Origin of the sequence: Staphylococcus sp. EG-SA-17, from assembly GCF_017151845.1 — a bacterium.
Lineage (GTDB): Bacteria > Bacillota > Bacilli > Staphylococcales > Staphylococcaceae > Staphylococcus > Staphylococcus aureus.
In genome coordinates this window covers 12,205-31,369 of sequence record NZ_JACVZO010000003.1, presented here as the reverse complement: position 1 = coordinate 31,369, position 19,165 = coordinate 12,205, and the positions used below count along the sequence as shown (strand labels likewise).

Here is a 19,165-nt window from a genome sequence, read left to right as displayed (position 1 = left end):
AAAATGTCAAAATCGAATCAAAAAATCGCATCAATTGAACAATTAAGTAACAACGAAGGTATCATTTCTGCATTAGCATTTGACCAACGTGGTGCTTTAAAACGCATGATGGCAAAACATCAAACTGAAGAACCAACTGTAGCTCAAATTGAACAATTAAAAGTATTAGTTGCGGAAGAATTAACACAATATGCATCTTCAATTTTATTAGATCCTGAATACGGTTTACCAGCTTCTGATGCACGTAACAAAGATTGTGGATTATTACTTGCTTATGAAAAAACTGGTTATGACGTAAATGCTAAAGGTCGTTTACCTGACTGTTTAGTTGAATGGTCTGCAAAACGATTAAAAGAACAAGGCGCAAATGCTGTTAAATTCTTACTTTACTATGATGTAGATGATACAGAAGAAATCAATATTCAAAAGAAAGCATATATCGAAAGAATCGGTTCAGAATGTGTAGCTGAAGATATTCCATTCTTTTTAGAAGTATTAACATACGATGACAACATTCCTGATAACGGTAGTGTTGAATTCGCAAAAGTTAAGCCTAGAAAGGTTAACGAAGCAATGAAATTATTCTCAGAACCACGCTTTAACGTTGATGTATTGAAAGTTGAAGTACCAGTAAACATGAAATATGTAGAAGGCTTTGCTGAAGGTGAAGTGGTTTATACAAAAGAGGAAGCGGCACAACACTTTAAAGATCAAGATGCAGCAACTCATTTACCATACATTTACTTAAGTGCTGGTGTTTCTGCGGAATTATTCCAAGAAACTTTAAAATTTGCTCACGAAGCTGGTGCTAAATTCAACGGTGTACTTTGTGGCCGTGCTACATGGTCTGGTGCTGTTCAAGTATACATTGAACAAGGTGAAGATGCTGCTCGTGAATGGTTACGTACAACTGGTTTCAAAAATATTGATGACTTAAACAAAGTATTAAAAGATACTGCGACATCTTGGAAACAAAGAAAATAAGTATAAAAGGGGATTAATGCTATGAATAGAGAAGAAGTCCAATTATTAGGTTTTGAAATTGTTGCATTTGCAGGGGATGCACGTTCTAAGTTTTTAGAAGCATTAACAGCAGCTCAAGCTGGAGATTTTGCAAAAGCAGATGCACTGATAGAAGAAGGAAACAATTGCATTGCGGAAGCGCATAGAGCACAAACAAGCCTGTTGGCTAAAGAAGCGCAAGGTGATGATATTGCATATAGTGTGACGATGATGCATGGTCAAGACCATTTAATGACAACAATTTTACTGAAAGATTTAATGAAGCATTTATTAGAATTTTATAAAAGAGGGTGATGACAATGATGCAAAAATTGATCGCACAAATTGAAAAAGGGAAGCCATTTTTCGAGAAATTATCACGTAACATATATTTAAGAGCCATCCGTGATGGATTTATTTCTGCAATGCCTGTCATCTTATTCTCAAGTATCTTTCTATTAATTGCATACGTGCCAAATATATTTGGTTTTAAATGGGATAAAGGCATGGAAGCCATTTTAATGAAACCATATAACTATACGATGGGACTTGTAGCATTTTTAGTAGCAGGAACGACAGCGAAATCTTTAACAGATTCATTTAATCGTAAGCTAGAAAGTACAAATCAAATTAACTTTATTTCTACGATGCTAGCAGCGATGTGTGGATTCTTGTTCTTAGCTTCTGATCCAGCCAAAGATGGTGGATTCTTAAGTGCATTTATGGGAACTAAAGGTTTATTAACAGCATTCTTATCAGCATTTGTAACTGTTATTGTTTATAACTTCTGTGTGAAGCGCAATATTACAATTAAAATGCCGAAAGAAGTACCGCCGAATATTTCACAAGTATTTAAGGACTTAATTCCATTTTCAGCGGTAATCATCATTCTTTATGCATTAGATTTAGTCATTCGCAACAGCTTTAAATCAAATGTAGCGGAAGGTATTTTAAAATTATTCGAACCATTATTTACAGCAGCAGATGGATGGATTGGTGTCACAATTATCTTTGGTGCCTTTGCATTATTCTGGTTTGTAGGAATTCATGGTCCATCAATAGTAGAACCAGCAATTGCAGCCATTACATATGCGAATATCGAAGCGAACTTCAAGTTGCTTCAAGCTGGAGAACACGCAGATAAAATTATTACATCAGGTACACAAATGTTTATCGTTACTTTTGGGGGTACGGGTGCGACATTGGTCGTCCCATTCATGTTTATGTGGATGACGAAATCTAAACGAAACAAAGCGATTGGACGTGCATCAGTTGTACCAACATTCTTTGGTGTAAACGAACCAATTTTATTTGGTGCACCACTAGTATTGAATCCTGTGTTCTTTATTCCATTTGTATTAGCACCAATTGTTAACGTATGGATTTTCAAACTTTTCGTTGAAGTGTTAGGAATGAATAGTTTTAGTGTGAATTTACCTTGGACAACACCAGGTCCATTGGGCATTATCATGGGTACAGGTTTTGGTTTATGGTCATTCGTACTAGCTATTACTTTGATTGTTGTAGATATCATTATTTACTACCCATTCCTAAAAGTTTATGATAGTGAAATTCTTGATGAAGAAGAAGGACGTAAAGAAAGTAATTCAGATTTAAAAGAAAAAGTTGCAGCAAACTTTGATACGAAAAAAGCTGATTCAATTTTAGCGGCAAGTGGTGTATCAGACGATGCAGCTAAAGCTTCAAATATCACAGAACAAACAAATGTCTTAGTACTTTGTGCCGGTGGTGGTACAAGTGGATTATTAGCCAACGCACTTAATAAAGCAGCTGAAGAATATCATGTGCCAGTGAAAGCAGCAGCTGGCGGATATGGCGCACATATGGACATTATGAAAGAGTACCAATTAATCATTTTAGCGCCACAAGTTGCGTCTAACTATGAAGATATTAAGCAAGATACAGATAGATTAGGTATTAAATTAGCGAAGACTCAAGGTGCTGAATATATCAAATTGACACGAGATGGCCAAGCAGCCCTTGATTTCGTTCAACAACAATTTGAAAATTAAGAATAGGAGTTTTTCATATGACTAAAACATTACCTGAAGATTTTATTTTTGGTGGAGCAACAGCAGCATATCAAGCAGAAGGTGCGACAAATACGGATGGTAAAGGTCGTGTAGCATGGGATACGTATTTAGAAGAAAACTATTGGTACACTGCAGAACCAGCGAGTGATTTTTATAACAGATATCCAGTGGATTTAGAATTAAGTGAAAAATTCGGTGTTAATGGTATCCGTATTTCAATTGCATGGTCTCGTATCTTCCCAAATGGATATGGCGAAGTTAACCCTAAAGGTGTTGAGTATTACCATAAGTTATTTGCAGAGTGTCATAAACGTCATGTCGAACCATTTGTAACATTGCATCATTTTGATACACCAGAAGTGTTACACAAAGATGGCGATTTTCTAAATCGTAAAACGATTGACTACTTTGTAGATTATGCTGAATTTTGTTTTAAAGAATTCCCAGAAGTAAAATATTGGACTACATTCAATGAAATTGGACCTATTGGTGATGGTCAATATTTAGTAGGTAAATTCCCTCCAGGTATTAAATATGATTTTGAAAAAGTTTTCCAATCTCATCACAATATGATGGTTGCTCATGCAAGAGCAGTAAAATTATTTAAAGATGGCGGCTATCAAGGAGAAATTGGTGTTGTACACGCATTGCCAACAAAATATCCGTTCGATCCATCAAATCCTGAAGATGTTCGTGCAGCAGAATTAGAAGATATCATCCATAATAAATTCATCTTAGATGCAACATATTTAGGTAAGTATTCTCGTGAAACGATGGAAGGTGTGCAACATATCTTATCTGTTAATGGCGGTAAATTAAACATTACAGATGAAGATTATGCCATTTTAGATGCAGCCAAAGATTTAAACGACTTCTTAGGTATCAATTACTACATGAGTGATTGGATGAGAGGTTACGATGGAGAATCTGAAATCACGCATAATGCGACAGGTGATAAAGGCGGTTCTAAATACCAACTTAAAGGTGTCGGACAACGTGAATTTGATGTCGACGTACCTCGCACAGACTGGGACTGGATGATCTATCCTCAAGGTTTATATGATCAAATCATGCGTGTTGTTAAAGATTATCCTAACTATCATAAGATTTATATCACTGAAAATGGTTTAGGATATAAAGATGAATTTATTGAATCTGAAAAAACAGTTCATGATGATGCACGTATTGATTATGTAAGACAACATTTAAACGTTATTGCAGATGCTATTAAAGATGGTGCAAATGTTAAAGGTTACTTTATTTGGTCATTAATGGATGTGTTCTCTTGGTCAAATGGTTATGAAAAACGATATGGTTTATTCTATGTCGATTTTGAGACTCAAGAACGTTATCCTAAGAAAAGTGCTTATTGGTACAAAGAGTTAGCCGAAACAAAAGAAATTAAATAATTATAGATATTAAAAGGCCTATCAGTCGAGTGCTGGTAGGTCTTTATTTATAGAAAGAGATAAATTAAACATGCATATACATATTTATATATTAATCAATGGGTGACACACCATTGAAAGCTAAAGAAGCAATCAATTAACAAACGTTAACGGACAACTTTCCAAAGTCATCTTAAAAGTTAATGATGTATTCAAAATCAACTAAAGGACATTTTTAATCACATCCTTTATACTTATATAAAAGACATGAATGGGAGTTAAAAGTGTGAAGAAAATTTTTGTAATTATTACGACATTGTTAGCGGTCGCTATTATTATAGGCTCTATTATTACGGTGGTGTTTAGTCAACGACAGGCACAAACATTTAAAATACAACAACAGCAATTTGTTAAAAAGCCAATTCCAACATTGTTCTTACATGGATTTGGTGGTAGTGCCAATTCTGAAAAGTTTATGGTGAAGCAAGCAGAAAAAAGAGGGGTAACTAAAGATATCATCACTGCTTACGTTTCAAAGGATGGTGCAGTGACATTTAAAGGGAAACTAAGAAAAGATGCAGTGAATCCTATTGTGAAAATTGAACTTGAAAATAACAGACAAGGCTATTTGGATAAGAATGCTGCGTGGTTTAAAAATGTACTGACTAAGTTACAATCTGAATACAATTTCGATAAATTCAACTTTGTCGGTCACTCAATGGGGAACTTAACATTTGCACAATATATGATGACATATGGTAACGACAAGTCACTGCCACAGTTAAACAAACAAGTGAATATTGCAGGGACATTTAATGGTGTTTTAAATATGAATGAAGATGTCAATGAAATTACAGTTGATAAAGATGGTAAACCAAGTCGAATGAATCAACCTTATCAGCAATTACGCGTGCTAAAAGATATTTATAAAGGTAAAGGTATCGAAGTGCTAAATATTTATGGAGATTTGAAAGATGGTACACATTCAGACGGCAGAGTGTCTAATAGTTCTTCGAAATCATTAAAATATTTACTGGGAAATAGTCCGAAAAGTTATCGAGAATCTAAATATGAAGGTGAGCCTGCACAACATAGTCAGCTTCATGAGAATGAAAATGTTGCTAATGAGTTAATCGACTTCTTATGGAAAAAATAAAGCAACTGCTAGTTTTTCTGGGGCAAAAAAGCTTGTAATATTAGAGCTTTTCAAAAATTATCTATTGTTTGAGAGTTTCCATAAAATGTCTAAGTCGTAACATTTTAAATTTATGATTATAGCAAATATAATGTGGTTGAAGTTACATGAATGAATCAGTGCTTAAGTCAAAATATAACAACTAAGAATGTATTTGCATACAGACATCACGAAGACACAATTCAAACTTAACGCTTAAGTAACAAATAAGTAAAAGTTTCAAATAAAGAAAGGTGATTAATGATGCAAAATAAACAAATTCTTTTTAACAAAATACCAGAAGGCATGCCTCAAGAGGATACATTCAAAATTGAAGAGATTGACACGCCTAAACTTGAGAGCGATGGTGTACTTGTACAAACGCTGTATATTTCAGTGGATCCATATATGAGAGGACGTATGACTAAGGCAGATTCGTATGTACAGCCTTTTGAAATTGGTAAACCGATTGTTAGCCATGTCGTTGCAAAAGTAATTGATTCGACACTCGCAGATTATAAAAAAGGAGATGTCGTTGTAGGTATGTTGCCTTGGCGAATCATTAATCATGTCCAAGCGGATCAAATTACTAAAGTTCCAACGACAGATGTACCACTTGATTTATATTTAAGTGTTTTAGGAATGCCAGGACAAACAGCATATCATGGTCTGCTTGATATTGGACAACCTAAAGCCGGTGATACTGTTGTGGTTTCAGCTGCATCTGGTGCTGTAGGTTCAGTTGTAGGTCAAATTGCTAAGATTAAAGGTTGCCGTGTTGTAGGTATTGCGGGTGGCGACAAAAAAGTAAATTATTTAACAGAGACACTGGGCTTTGACGCTGGTATTGATTATAAGAAAGAGGATTTTGCAGAAGCGTTAGCACAAGCAGTACCAGATGGTATTGATGTTTATTTTGAAAATGTTGGTGGTACAGTTGGCGATGAAGTATTTAAGCATTTAAATCGTTTTGCACGTGTACCAGTATGTGGCGCAATTTCGTCATATAATCATCCTGAAGCCGATATCGGACCACGTATTCAAGGTACGCTTATTAAGAAGCAAGTAATGATGAGAGGCTTCTTAGTAAGTGAATTCGCCAATGCTTTTAAAGAAGCTAGTGAACAGCTCGCAACATGGGTTCAAGAAGGTAAAATTCAGTCACAAGTAACCATTGAAGATGGTTTTGAAAATGCGCCACATGCATTTAAAAATTTATTTACTGGCGATAACTTTGGTAAACAAGTTATTAAAGTAACGGAATAATAAAGTATACGTTTTAACAAACTAACTTTGTTAATTGACCAAAATTTAATAATTTTTTATCTAAAGCAAATTTGTTCAGTAACATGGTAGAAATAAGTCTAAAATGTAATACGAAAGTCGTCTGTAATTATTTATATATTCAGATGAAAAAGGAGTCATGATGCTGCGATAAAAGCACACATGGCTTCTATTTTGTATAATAAGAAATAAGTTCATAAATGAGGTGAAACGATATGAAAATGATAGGATTTGAAAAGCCCTTTAAATTGGAAGAAGGAAATTTATTTAAAGTATACGAACAAAGAAAGCCAACGCCAGAAAACGATGATATCTTAGTCAAAGTAAATAGCATTAGTGTAAATCCCGTAGATACAAAGCAACGACAAATGGAAGTCACTCAAGCACCTCGTGTACTTGGGTTTGATGCTATTGGTACTGTTGAAGCTATCGGACCAGACGTTACATTATTTAGTCCGGGTGACGTTGTATTTTATGCTGGATCGCCAAATAGACAAGGATCAAATGCGACATATCAATTGGTTTCAGAAGCTATAGTTGCAAAAGCGCCACACAACATAAGCGCTAATGAAGCGGTTAGTCTACCGCTAACTGGTATTACGGCATATGAAACGTTTTTTGATACATTTAAAATTTCACATAATCCTTCTGAAAATGTAGGTAAATCCGTGTTAATCATTAATGGCGCTGGGGGTGTAGGAAGTATTGCCACTCAAATTGCTAAACGGTATGGTTTAACTGTCATTACAACAGCATCACGACAAGAAACAACAGAGTGGTGTGAAAAGATGGGAGCAGATATCGTATTGAATCATAAAGAGGATTTAGTGCGTCAATTTAAAGAAAAAGAAATTCCATTAGTAGATTATATATTTTGTACCTATAATACAGACTTGTATTACAATACTATGATTGAACTGATAAAACCATTAGGGCATATTACAACTATCGTAGCTTTTAATGAAGATCAAGATTTAAATGCATTAAAATTAAAAAGTATAACATTTACACATGAATTTATGTTTGCGCGTCCAATTCATCGAACGCCTGATATGATTAAACAACATGAGTATTTAGAAGATATTACGAAAAATATAGAATCAGGACATTACCAACCAACAACGACACAAGTTTTTGAAGGTTTATCACCTGAAAACTTATATCAAGCACATCTATTGTTGGAAAAACAGTCAATGATTGGGAAATTAGTAATTAATATATAGTTTAGTAAGTAAAGTCGCCTTATGCAGAAAATACTGTATGGGGCGACTTATTTTTGTGTCTAGCGACTATTGATTCTAAAGGGAAATATGACAACTTAGAAGGTATCAATTCAATAATGCATTAGAAAGGCATTACTTAAATACAATAAAATACTTTGTTGTTCAATGATAAATAATTTGAGTATGTTTTATATATCATTTTTAAAAGATGAAGCATTATTAATTGTGTCTATATAAAATTACAAATGATTAAAATGTTGCAGTTGTGGGTATGAATTTACCATTACACAGAAAGGGTTTGTATTTATGAAAAATAAATCAGTAAGTCTAGTGTTTTGGGTATCGTTAGTGATTTGTACGATATTTGTTGCTTTTGGTGCAATATTTCCGAAACAGTTAGAAAAACTCACGCAAAACATTACTACATTTATTGCGCTACATTTTTCTTGGTATTATTTATTGCTCGTTTTAGTTATTTTATTTGTCTGTGTGTATATTTTATTTTCAAGATACGCAAACATTACATTAGGTGAAGAAGGCGAAGATCCTGAATTCTCATTGCCGTCTTGGTTTGCTATGTTATTTAGTGCTGGTATGGGAATAGGACTTGTGTTCTGGACAACAGCAGAACCAATCAGTCATGCCTTCAAATTAACGCCTATTCATAAAGCTGGCACGCAATCTGCAATTAATGATGCAATGCAGTTTTCATTTTTCCATTGGGGGATTCATGCATGGGCAGTCTATGGTATTGTCGCGCTTGTGTTTGCATATTTTAGCTTTCATAAAGGATATCCTGGCTTAGTCAGCGCTACATTGACGCCTTTATTAGGTGAAAAGGCAATGCGTGGACCTTTAGGTGGTGCCATTGATGTATTGGCAGTCATAGCTACAGTAACAGGCGTTGCTGCAACATTAGGTTTCGGTGCATTGCAAATAAACGAAGGTTTACATTTTTTATTTAATGTACCGAGTAACTTCACGATGCAAGTAATCTTGATTGTCATTACAACCATATTATTTACTTGGTCAGCATGGTCAGGTATCGATAAAGGTATCAAAACGTTGAGTAATATCAACATGTTACTTGCTTTTGTAGTACTTATTGGTCTTTTTATTGTTGGGCCAACGCTATACATTTTAAATACATTTACGAATGGTCTAGGTAATTATATTGCAAATTTCTTTAGTATGAGTTTACGCATTCCGTCAGGCGGTCAAAAATTCCAATGGTTACAAAATTGGACAATCTTTTACTGGGCATGGTGGATATCTTGGGCACCATTTGTAGGTATATTTATTGCACGTGTGTCAAAAGGACGTACGATTAAAGAATTTATTCTAGGTGTACTTTTTGTCCCGGCATTAGTTTGCTTTATATTCTTTGCGGTATTCGGCGCGTCAGCAATTTACTTACAAGATAATCATATTGCCGATATTGCTAAAGCTGCGACAGAAACAGCAACCTTTGCAACGCTACAACATTACCCACTAGGTTTTGTATTAAGCTTAATTACTTTACTTGTTATTATGATTTTCTTTGTTACATCAGCGGATTCGGCAACTTATGTTTTAGGTATGTTGAGTTCAAGAGGTGATATTAATCCGAAGTCATTTGTCAAAGTGAGTTGGGGTATCATTATGGCATTATTTGCAATTATCATGATCTACACAGGTGGTACTCAAGCGATTCAAAATTTATTAATCATTGCTGCGTTACCATTTTCCGTGGTCATTATAGCGATGATATGGTCGCTTTTAAAATCTTTGAGTGAGGAGAAACCGAGAAATAGTAATAAGGTTTTAATTAAACATCGTGACCCAGATATTTTAGAATATCGTTCTTCAAAACATATTGACGAAAATTAATTAATAATGAGGTTTTATTTACAAAAACTAGGGAATATATTACTAAATGGTACTTCATCTTATATATTAAAAATAAATTTATAGTTATTAATTTATTATGTTTAAGAAAAAATCTGATGGGTACATATTTAATATGTTTTTAAATTAACTTTAACTAAGGAGGTGTCGTTAGGGGTGAAACGACTTAAAAACTTTATCCTTGGCTTATTAATAGTAGTAATCGTGGGGTTCCTGTTATTCATGTATATCCAAGATGGACGTATAACTGAATATCAAGACTACTTCCTTCAATTTGAATGGTTCCAACCATTACTTATTTCACTTGCTGCACTATTGATATTAATAGGTCTTATATTAGTATTTAGTATCTTCAAACCTACGCATCGAAAACCTGGATTATACAAAGACTTCGATGATGGTCATGTTTACGTATCTCGTAAAGCTGTTGAAAAGACGGCATTCGATACGGTTGCAAAATATGATCAAGTAAGACAACCAAATGTAGTTGCAAAACTATATAACAAAAAAAATAAATCTTATATCGACATTAAAACTGACTTTTTCGTACCAAATAATGTTCAAGTTCAATCTTTAACTGAAGCAATTCGTTCAGATATTAAAAAGAATGTAGAATATTTCACAGAAATGCCAGTACGTAAGTTAGAAGTTAATGTGAGAGATCAGAAAACTTCTGGTCCACGAGTGTTGTAAGGGAGGTATATCATGGCTAACAATCATAACCAAAACGGACAAGACTCTACACAACAAGTGATTAATTTTTTAAAAGTATTTAAATGGAGAATCGTTGGTTTCTTAGCGTTTCTATTAATCGCGATATTATTCTTAACGTTAGGTTTTTGGAAAACAATACTTATCATCGTTTTATGTTTAATTGGTGTAGGTATTGGGTATATGAAAGACCGTAAGCAAGATTTTATGAATTTTTTAAATCGATGGAGTTAATTCATCAATTTAGAATTTAATTAAAAAAATATAAAAAACAATAAGTTAAAGGAGAATCTATTATGACTGTAGATAACAATAAAGCAAAACAAGCATACGACAATCAAACTGGTGTTAACGAAAAAGAAAGAGAAGAGCGTCAAAAACAACAAGAACAAAATCAAGAACCTCAATTCAAAAATAAATTAACTTTCTCTGATGAAGTTGTTGAAAAAATTGCTGGTATCGCTGCACGTGAAGTTAAAGGTATCTTAGACATGAAAGGTGGCTTAACTGATACATTCACTAATGCATTCTCAAGTGGCAACAACGTTACACAAGGTGTATCTGTTGAAGTTGGTGAAAAACAAGCTGCTGTAGACTTAAAAGTAATTTTAGAATATGGTGAATCAGCACCTAAAATTTTCCGTAAAGTAACTGAATTAGTAAAAGAACAAGTTAAATATATTACTGGTTTAGATGTTGTTGAAGTTAACATGCAAGTTGACGATGTAATGACTCAAAAAGAATGGAAACAAAAACACGAAAAAAATAATGAAAACAATAACCAAGAAAGACAAGGTTTACAATAAGTTATTCGATAAAAAAGCTCGGCACACCATTTTAGTGCCGAGCTTTTTTGTGATTTTTAATAATTTGAATATGAGAAATGTATCTTTCTCTCATTTGTTTAGATTGTATTTAATAAGTTAATGTAATCCTTGAGCTCACGATTAATAAAATTCTATAACCTTAATTATTTTCTCGATACAAAGGGTTATTAACTTTAATATAAGTATAATGATGTGCCTCATCTTCAAGACGCATTGTTGTAACACACTTATAATCTATAAATGGCGCGAACATGGTATCTTTAATTTCATTTATGCGATTCTCATTTACTTGATTAGATTTGTGTGTCGAAAGCACAAGTTGATCAAAGATGTTATCTAGTACATCACGAACGATATACCACATATGTCTTTCCAAGTTTGAATCATTTGATGCTTTAGAGATTGTAAGAATTAATTCGCCTAAATGGTTTTGAACGGTAGAATAAAAGGCTTTGTTAAACACAGACGTTTTTGAATCAGTAAGAATTCTTGATTTTTCATGGAAATGAGATGTACTGTATCCCATTTCATTTAGTTGTGCTTTATCAATTCTTAAACCTTCAAAGTCTCTAATATACATCGTGTCCAATAAACCATCTTTCCGAAATGTTGCAATAGCATTTTGCAAGTGAGCCTCTAATGCAATGCCATATTTAGTAACTAGTGGGATTACGAGACCAAGCAATGCTTTACTATAAGTTTCAATCCACGATTTCGCCGATGATTCAAAATCAGACAATGATGCAGCTGATTGATAACGTTTAATCAATGTCACGACAGGTGATTCATTGTTAAATGGGTAGGTTGCAACTAAACTTGAAGGAATCATTGGTGTGACTTCTTGTGGAATCATTTGGTATATGTTTTTTCTAAATAATGTACCTAATTGTTCACTTCGTTCAGTTTGATAGTCTGCTTCGTCTTGCTCATTATAAAAATGAATACCAGCAACTTCATCAATAATTGTTGATGCATAGGACTTAAATATGACATCTTTCTCCAAAATATCATTTAAAATACGTGTCATTAGTGGACCATTGTGCGTTGTTTGTTCTGATAATGTACGAATTTCACCTGTAATATGAACGTTTGTCGACAATTTGATGTGTGGCGACATAGCTGGGTATTTAGGAACTAATGTTCTGAAAGATAAACCAGCATAATAATCCAACGTATGTTTTGCTTCAATGATTAATTCTTTATCTACTTCTGCTTGATAATCAGAATGTAATACGTCATCTAATTGCCATGGATGTACAATCATAATGTGATAATCATTAAAGTTAAACTTTGGCGTAAATTCATTTTCTAATTGTTTAATTAAGTCCGGAAATAGTTGATGAACAGTTGTATCATAATCTTTAGACAGTGACATAGTACGGCTTAATTTACTGTGAATCAGTACTATTTTCAACTTAATAGGTTGATTGAATTCTGAAGAATATAGGAATGTTTGTAATGCATTTAAACCTTTACGTAATTTAGCCCCAGGATGTAGCGGATGACCTTCAATAACGGCTTGCTCTGAACGCAAGTAACTATCTTCGCTATTTTCGATAATATTAAATAAAGGTGTAGAATCATGTTGCATTGACAGTGCTTGATAGCTAATTGCAAATGTCATATTAGTTGCACTGTTTATTAAATCTTGCTGAAATTGATCACTAGCAGCATTTTTTAAATCTGGTGCTTCAATTAAAATACACTCAAGAATTTCATTTGGATGGTGTACTCGTGTAATCGTATTTGTAATGTCATCTTTAATGTAGAAAGGGCCTTCAACATCAATTCGATCAAAGGCATGTTCTCCAGTGATAGGAGCATATAATGTTTGCTTAGCTTGTGGGAACTGGATTTCTAGTATATGAGTCGTTGAGATATCTAACATAATCAAATCACGACTCAATATTTTCTTACTTTGAGTGCGCTTTAACTAAGTTTTCGCGATGCATTGATGTGACTAATCTCTGAGTGACTTTATCTCTTCCTTGTAAAATCATCTCTTTAAAAATATTAGCCCAATCGTTATTATGTTGTTGTAAAAATAAATATGTTTCTTGTTCTTCTTTGTTAAATTTTAATGTCTGTTCTTTAAAAATTAAGTTCAAGTTCATAATTCACCTCTATGAAATATTTTACAAAAGCAAGATAGATTTGTATAATCCATATTAATGATAATGATTCTTATTATCAACAGAATGCGGGTGTAAGTTTTATGACAAAATATTTTTTTAGCAGTTCTTTTCTACTATTTCTAGGTAATTGGATTGGACAAATAGGGCTAAATTGGTTTGTACTTACCACTTATCATAACGCAGTTTATCTGGGGATTGTCAATTTTTGCAGACTTGTACCAATATTATTACTAAGTGTGTGGGCAGGGGCAATTGCCGATAAATATGATAAAGGGCGATTGCTGAGAATTACAATTTCATCATCATTTTTAGTAACTGCAATTTTATGTGTGCTTACGTATAGTTTCACTGCAATTCCAATTAGCATCATTATTATATATGCGACATTAAGAGGGATTTTAAGTGCGGTTGAAACACCTTTAAGACAAGCAATCTTACCAGATTTATCAGATAAAATATCTACTACACAAGCTGTATCATTTCATTCATTCATCATTAATATTTGTCGTTCAATAGGGCCTGCCATTGCTGGTGTCATATTAGCAGTCTATCATGCGCCAACAACATTTCTTGCACAGGCAATTTGTTATTTTATCGCAGTTTTATTATGTTTACCATTACATTTTAAAGTAACTAAAATGCCTGAAGATGCAACAAGATATATGCCTTTAAAAGTCATTATAGATTACTTCAAATTACATATGGAAGGTCGACAAATATTTATAACATCATTATTGATTATGGCGACAGGTTTTTCATATACGACACTTTTACCAGTTTTGACAAACAAAGTATTTCCAGGGAAATCTGAAATATTTGGTATCGCTATGACGATGTGTGCCATTGGTGGTATTATTGCAACGCTAGTTTTACCTAAAGTACTTAAATATATTGGTATGGTAAATATGTATTATTTAAGTTCATTTTTATTTGGCATTGCTTTGTTAGGTGTGGTATTTCACAATATTGTCATCATGTTCATTTGTATTACATTGATTGGGTTATTTAGTCAATGGGCACGTACGACAAATCGCGTTTATTTTCAAAATAATGTTAAAGATTATGAACGTGGTAAAGTACTGAGTATTATTATGATGGATAGAGGTATGATTCCATTGGGAAGTCTGTTAATGAGTATATGTGCAGATGTGTTTGGCATTGTTAGAACTTTTTCAATAATGGGAATAAGTACTATATGCATTACAATGGTATTCTATTTTATAAATAGAAAGTTGAAGTTAAAGTTGGAGGAAAGTAATCATGGTATATCTTGAATGGGCAAAGGCAGATAGAAATATTCAATATCGTGTAATTAACGCCATTATTAAAGAACGTATTTACCCCGAGCAAACATTTATTTCGCAAAAAGGATCTTTAATTGAAATTCAGTATCATATGCATGTGTTGACTATTGAAGTTGTTAGAAAAAGTGCATTAGAACGCTATGAGTTTACAGGGGATATTACTTATTTAAATAAAGGTGAAACGTCATTAATTATAACTTTAGAAGGTTTGTTAGATGTGTTGAATCATGACTTTGATATCCCTATTTCAGAGCGACTACGCGAAGAGTTAATACACAGTCGAGATAGTTTAGTTGAAACATATAAGCAAATGTCTCATAGACAAACATTAATAAGTCAAAGTTTTAAATTTTCAAGATTACCACAAGATATTAACTTTTTTTCATGGTTACAACATGTAAAAGATAGTGATAAGACAGATGATTTAACTTATTCTGAGAGTTTGGTACCAGAGGGGCATCCAACACACCCTTTAACCAAAACGAAATTGCCCTTAACTATGGAAGAAGTACGAGCATATGCACCTGAGTTTGAAAAAGAAATCCCTTTGCAAATTATGATGATTGAAAAAGACCATGTTGTGTGCACAGCTATGGATGGTAATGATCAATTTATTATTGATGAAATAATTCCCGAATACTACAATCAGATTCGTGTGTTTTTGAAGAGTTTAGGTTTGAAAAGTGAAGACTATAGAGCGATTTTAGTACATCCTTGGCAATATGATCATACGATAGGGAAATATTTTGAAGCATGGATTGCTAAAAAAATATTAATTCCAACGCCGTTTACAATACTTTCAAAAGCAACTTTATCATTTAGGACGATGTCTTTAATTGATAAACCATACCATGTTAAGTTGCCCGTCGATGTACAAGCAACAAGTGCCGTTAGAACAGTCTCAACTGTGACTACTGTAGATGGACCAAAGTTAAGTTATGCTTTACAAAACATGTTGAATCAATATCCAGGATTTAAAGTTGCTATGGAACCGTTCGGTGAATATGCAAATGTTGATAAAGATATGGCACGTCAGCTTGCTTGTATTATAAGACAAAAACCTGAAATTGATGGAAAAGGTGCAACAGTTGTTAGTGCAAGTCTAGTTAATAAAAATCCAATAGATCAAAAAGTTATCGTGGATAGTTACTTAGAGTGGTTAAATCAAGGAATTACTAAAGAAAGTATTACGACATTTATTGAACGATACTCTCAAGCATTAATCCCGCCTTTAATTGCTTTTATTCAAAATTATGGAATTGCATTAGAAGCACACATGCAAAATACAGTAGTGAACTTGGGGCCACATTTTGACATTCAATTTTTAGTGAGAGATTTAGGTGGTTCTAGAATTGATTTAGAAACATTACAACATCGTGTATCAGATATTAAAATTACAAATGATAGTTTAATAGCTGATTCTATAGATGCAGTGATTGCAAAATTCCAACATGCTGTTATTCAAAATCAAATGGCAGAATTAATCCATCATTTTAATCAGTATGATTGTGTTGAAGAAACCGAATTATTTAACATAGTACAGCAAGTAGTAGCGCATGCCATTAACCCAACACTACCACATGCAAATGAGTTAAAAGATATTTTGTTTGGACCAACAATTACTGTCAAAGCGTTGTTAAATATGAGAATGGAAAATAAAGTAAAGCAATATTTAAATATTGAGTTAGATAATCCGATAAAAAAAGAGGTGTAGTACTACATGGCACACGTTAACATAAATATATCGAAGATTAAATATAACGCCAAAGTACTTCAAACAGTTTTTCAAAGTAAAAATATGCAATTCACACCAGTAATTAAGTGCATAGCTGGTGACCGTACAATTGTAGAAAGCTTAAAAGCGTTAGGTATCAATCATGTTGCAGAATCCAGATTGGATAACATAATTAGTATTGCAGATCAGGATTTAACATATACGTTATTGCGTACGCCTGCCAAAAAAGAGATTTCAGATATGATAGAAAAAGTTGATATGAGTATCCAAACAGAATTATCTACCATACATCAAATAAATGAAGTAGCAGAAGTTTTAGGAAAAAAACATAAGATTTTATTAATGATAGATTGGAAAGATGGCCGTGAAGGTGTTCTGACTTATGATGTTTTAGATTATATTAAAGAGATTATTCACTTGAAAAATATCCATTTTGTAGGTTTAGCATTCAATTTTATGTGCTTTAAATCTGATGCGCCAAGTGATGATGATATCTTTATGATTAATCGATTCGTCTCAGCTGTTGAAAGAGAAATAGGATATCGATTGAAAATTATTTCAGGTGGTAATTCGAGCATGTTACCACAACTTTTATATAATGATTTGGGTAAAATAAATGAATTGCGAATAGGTGAAACGTTGTTTAGAGGTGTTGATACAACGACAAATCAAGCGATAGCTATGTTATATCAAGATGCGATTACATTGGAGGCTGAGATTTTAGAAATTAAACCTCGAGTTAATACACAAACGCATGAATCATTCTTACAAGCTATTGTAGATATTGGCTATTTAGACACTAAAGTCGATAATATTTCACCTATGGATCAGCATATCAATATTTTAGGCGCTTCGAGTGATCATTTAATGCTTGATTTAAATGGTCAAGGACACTATCAAGTTGGAGATCATATATCTTTTTCATTAAATTATGAAGCACTTTCTCATTCGATGTATATGAAAAATTTACATAAGGTATATATTGATGATTCAAAGATTGATACGCTACTTCAAAATTTTGATGTGAAATCTCCCGCTATGGTAAACCAATATTAATATATTTATCAATAAGTCTAAGTTGACAAGTTATACTACATATCGTTTACACGGTTGTATCATAATTGTTCAACTTAGATTTTTTGTATTTGTTGATTTATCAAATAAAGTGCAACAGTTCGTCACATAAAATTGCAACAGATAATATCAGCTGAATTACAGGGATAACGGTCATGCTAAATGGTGTCAATTGCATTAATGCAAAGATGATATAGCCATGATACATTATCAGTATTTTGTCTAAGGAAATGTGCTAATTGTAGTCATAATTATTAGAGGAAATATATATAGTCATACATTTTAGTAATATAAAAAGATTGAACGCTACTTGACAATGATAATTGTTATCAATAAAATAATAAATGAAGTTATACATATTAAGGAGTGGAACGATGAGAGGTCTAAAAACTTTTAGTATATTGGGATTAATAGTTGCCTTATTTTTAGTTGCAGCTTGTGGTAATACGGATAATTCAAGTAAAAAAGAATCATCAACTAAAGATACTATTTCGGTAAAAGATGAAAATGGTACAGTAAAAGTACCTAAAGATGCAAAACGTATCGTTGTATTAGAGTACTCATTTGCAGATGCATTAGCAGCATTAGACGTTAAACCAGTTGGTATTGCTGATGATGGTAAGAAAAAACGTATCATTAAACCAGTTAGAGAAAAAATTGGGGATTATACTTCTGTAGGTACACGTAAACAGCCAAACTTAGAGGAAATTAGTAAATTAAAACCGGATTTAATTATCGCTGATAGCAGTAGACATAAAGGTATTAATAAAGAATTAAACAAAATTGCACCAACATTATCATTAAAGAGTTTTGATGGTGACTACAAGCAAAATATCGATGCTTTCAAGACAATTGCGAAAGCTTTAGATAAAGAAAAAGAAGGCGAAAAACGTCTTGCTGAGCATGATAAATTAATCAATAAGTATAAAGATGAAATTAAATTTGATAGAAATCAAAAAGTGCTTCCAGCAGTTGTTGCTAAAGCTGGTTTATTAGCACATCCAAACTATTCATATGTTGGACAATTTTTAAACGAATTAGGATTTAAAAATGCATTAAGTGACGATGTAACAAAAGGTTTAAGTAAATATTTGAAAGGACCTTACTTACAATTAGACACTGAACATTTAGCTGATTTAAATCCAGAGCGTATGATCATTATGACTGATCACGCTAAAAAAGATTCTGCTGAATTCAAGAAATTACAAGAAGATGCAACATGGAAAAAATTGAATGCAGTTAAAAATAATCGCGTGGATATTGTTGACCGTGATGTTTGGGCAAGATCTCGTGGCTTAATTTCTTCTGAAGAAATGGCTAAAGAACTTGTTGAATTATCAAAAAAAGAACAAAAGTAAGGTGGAAGT

The 19,165-nt window shown here is 33.0% G+C and carries 16 protein-coding genes and 1 pseudogene; 15 read left to right on the top strand and 2 right to left on the bottom strand.

Features of this window, described 5'->3' with window-relative positions:
- The first annotated feature begins 3 nt into the window (after positions 1-3).
- From lacD to IDG65_RS02055, 11 genes are all read left to right on the top strand, one after another.
- A complete protein-coding gene (lacD, locus tag IDG65_RS02105; protein ID WP_000047021.1) occupies positions 4-984 on the top strand; it encodes a tagatose-bisphosphate aldolase in 981 nt (326 codons plus the stop codon).
- A 21-nt stretch (positions 985-1,005) separates the two neighbouring features.
- Entirely contained in the window at positions 1,006-1,317 is a 312-nt protein-coding gene (locus IDG65_RS02100; protein WP_001078309.1) for a PTS lactose/cellobiose transporter subunit IIA, read from the top strand.
- Positions 1,318-1,322: 5 nt separating this feature from the next.
- A complete protein-coding gene (locus IDG65_RS02095) occupies positions 1,323-3,035 on the top strand; it encodes a lactose-specific PTS transporter subunit EIIC (RefSeq protein WP_000983330.1) in 1,713 nt (570 codons plus the stop codon).
- Positions 3,036-3,052: 17 nt separating this feature from the next.
- On the top strand, positions 3,053-4,465 hold the full coding sequence (gene lacG, locus IDG65_RS02090) for a 6-phospho-beta-galactosidase (protein WP_000169213.1): 1,413 nt from the start codon (positions 3,053-3,055) through the stop codon (positions 4,463-4,465).
- A gap of 265 nt (positions 4,466-4,730) precedes the next feature.
- Positions 4,731-5,600 (top strand): alpha/beta hydrolase, encoded by an 870-nt coding sequence (locus tag IDG65_RS02085; RefSeq protein ID WP_000719329.1) that lies wholly within the window; start codon positions 4,731-4,733, stop codon positions 5,598-5,600.
- 282 nt (positions 5,601-5,882) lie between these two features.
- On the top strand, positions 5,883-6,884 hold the full coding sequence (locus tag IDG65_RS02080; RefSeq protein ID WP_001180222.1) for an NADP-dependent oxidoreductase: 1,002 nt from the start codon (positions 5,883-5,885) through the stop codon (positions 6,882-6,884).
- A gap of 233 nt (positions 6,885-7,117) precedes the next feature.
- Entirely contained in the window at positions 7,118-8,125 is a 1,008-nt protein-coding gene (locus IDG65_RS02075; protein ID WP_000781942.1) for a zinc-binding alcohol dehydrogenase family protein, read from the top strand.
- Between the two features lie 306 nt (positions 8,126-8,431).
- Positions 8,432-9,994 (top strand): BCCT family transporter, encoded by a 1,563-nt coding sequence (locus IDG65_RS02070; RefSeq protein WP_000792347.1) that lies wholly within the window; start codon positions 8,432-8,434, stop codon positions 9,992-9,994.
- Between the two features lie 174 nt (positions 9,995-10,168).
- The gene (gene amaP / locus IDG65_RS02065) at positions 10,169-10,705 is read left to right on the top strand and encodes an alkaline shock response membrane anchor protein AmaP (RefSeq protein WP_000825819.1); all 537 of its coding nucleotides are present in this window, start codon (positions 10,169-10,171) and stop codon (positions 10,703-10,705) included.
- 12 nt (positions 10,706-10,717) lie between these two features.
- Positions 10,718-10,957, top strand: a complete 240-nt coding sequence (locus IDG65_RS02060; RefSeq protein ID WP_000002682.1) for a DUF2273 domain-containing protein — start codon at positions 10,718-10,720, stop codon at positions 10,955-10,957.
- Between the two features lie 62 nt (positions 10,958-11,019).
- Entirely contained in the window at positions 11,020-11,529 is a 510-nt protein-coding gene (locus IDG65_RS02055; RefSeq protein WP_000215236.1) for an Asp23/Gls24 family envelope stress response protein, read from the top strand.
- Between the two features lie 160 nt (positions 11,530-11,689).
- On the opposite strand, the pseudogene sfaD reads toward IDG65_RS02055, so the two are convergent.
- Positions 11,690-13,664, bottom strand: a pseudogene (gene sfaD / locus IDG65_RS02050) (D-ornithine--citrate ligase SfaD).
- A 101-nt stretch (positions 13,665-13,765) separates the two neighbouring features.
- On the opposite strand from sfaD, the gene sfaA reads away from it, so the two are divergent.
- The 3 genes from sfaA to sfaC are packed head-to-tail and all read left to right on the top strand — an operon-like array spanning position 13,766 to position 17,780.
- Positions 13,766-14,959 (top strand): staphyloferrin A export MFS transporter, encoded by a 1,194-nt coding sequence (sfaA, locus tag IDG65_RS02045; protein WP_000170398.1) that lies wholly within the window; start codon positions 13,766-13,768, stop codon positions 14,957-14,959.
- Positions 14,946-16,703 carry a staphyloferrin A synthetase SfaB gene (gene sfaB, locus IDG65_RS02040; protein ID WP_000262645.1) on the top strand — a complete coding sequence of 586 codons (1,758 nt, stop codon included), beginning with the start codon at positions 14,946-14,948 and terminating at the stop codon, positions 16,701-16,703. Before sfaA ends, sfaB begins: the two co-directional genes overlap by 14 nt.
- A 6-nt stretch (positions 16,704-16,709) precedes the next feature.
- Positions 16,710-17,780: a staphyloferrin A biosynthesis protein SfaC gene (gene sfaC, locus IDG65_RS02035; RefSeq protein ID WP_000951631.1), complete on the top strand. Its 1,071-nt coding sequence runs from the start codon at positions 16,710-16,712 to the stop codon at positions 17,778-17,780.
- A 100-nt stretch (positions 17,781-17,880) separates the two neighbouring features.
- On the opposite strand, the gene IDG65_RS02030 is transcribed toward sfaC, so the two are convergent.
- Positions 17,881-18,006, bottom strand: coding sequence for a hypothetical protein (locus tag IDG65_RS02030; RefSeq protein WP_001805565.1), 126 nt, complete (start codon positions 18,004-18,006; stop codon positions 17,881-17,883).
- A gap of 166 nt (positions 18,007-18,172) precedes the next feature.
- On the opposite strand from IDG65_RS02030, the gene IDG65_RS02025 reads away from it, so the two are divergent.
- A complete protein-coding gene (locus IDG65_RS02025) occupies positions 18,173-19,156 on the top strand; it encodes an ABC transporter substrate-binding protein (protein ID WP_001214649.1) in 984 nt (327 codons plus the stop codon).
- Positions 19,157-19,165 lie beyond the last annotated feature (9 nt).

Excerpts from the sequence above, each read along its gene's own strand:
- lacD (WP_000047021.1), top strand. The coding sequence starts at position 4 with ATGTCAAAATCGAATCAAAAAATCGCATCAATTGAACAATTAAGTAAC.
- IDG65_RS02100 (WP_001078309.1), top strand. The coding sequence starts at position 1,006 with ATGAATAGAGAAGAAGTCCAATTATTAGGTTTTGAAATTGTTGCATTT.
- IDG65_RS02095 (WP_000983330.1), top strand. The coding sequence starts at position 1,323 with ATGATGCAAAAATTGATCGCACAAATTGAAAAAGGGAAGCCATTTTTC.
- lacG (WP_000169213.1), top strand. The coding sequence starts at position 3,053 with ATGACTAAAACATTACCTGAAGATTTTATTTTTGGTGGAGCAACAGCA.
- IDG65_RS02080 (WP_001180222.1), top strand. The coding sequence starts at position 5,883 with ATGCAAAATAAACAAATTCTTTTTAACAAAATACCAGAAGGCATGCCT.
- IDG65_RS02075 (WP_000781942.1), top strand. The coding sequence starts at position 7,118 with ATGAAAATGATAGGATTTGAAAAGCCCTTTAAATTGGAAGAAGGAAAT.
- IDG65_RS02070 (WP_000792347.1), top strand. The coding sequence starts at position 8,432 with ATGAAAAATAAATCAGTAAGTCTAGTGTTTTGGGTATCGTTAGTGATT.
- IDG65_RS02060 (WP_000002682.1), top strand. The coding sequence starts at position 10,718 with ATGGCTAACAATCATAACCAAAACGGACAAGACTCTACACAACAAGTG.
- IDG65_RS02055 (WP_000215236.1), top strand. The coding sequence starts at position 11,020 with ATGACTGTAGATAACAATAAAGCAAAACAAGCATACGACAATCAAACT.
- sfaA (WP_000170398.1), top strand. The coding sequence starts at position 13,766 with ATGACAAAATATTTTTTTAGCAGTTCTTTTCTACTATTTCTAGGTAAT.
- sfaB (WP_000262645.1), top strand. The coding sequence starts at position 14,946 with ATGGTATATCTTGAATGGGCAAAGGCAGATAGAAATATTCAATATCGT.
- sfaC (WP_000951631.1), top strand. The coding sequence starts at position 16,710 with ATGGCACACGTTAACATAAATATATCGAAGATTAAATATAACGCCAAA.
- IDG65_RS02030 (WP_001805565.1), bottom strand. The coding sequence starts at position 18,006 with ATGTATCATGGCTATATCATCTTTGCATTAATGCAATTGACACCATTT.
- IDG65_RS02025 (WP_001214649.1), top strand. The coding sequence starts at position 18,173 with ATGAGAGGTCTAAAAACTTTTAGTATATTGGGATTAATAGTTGCCTTA.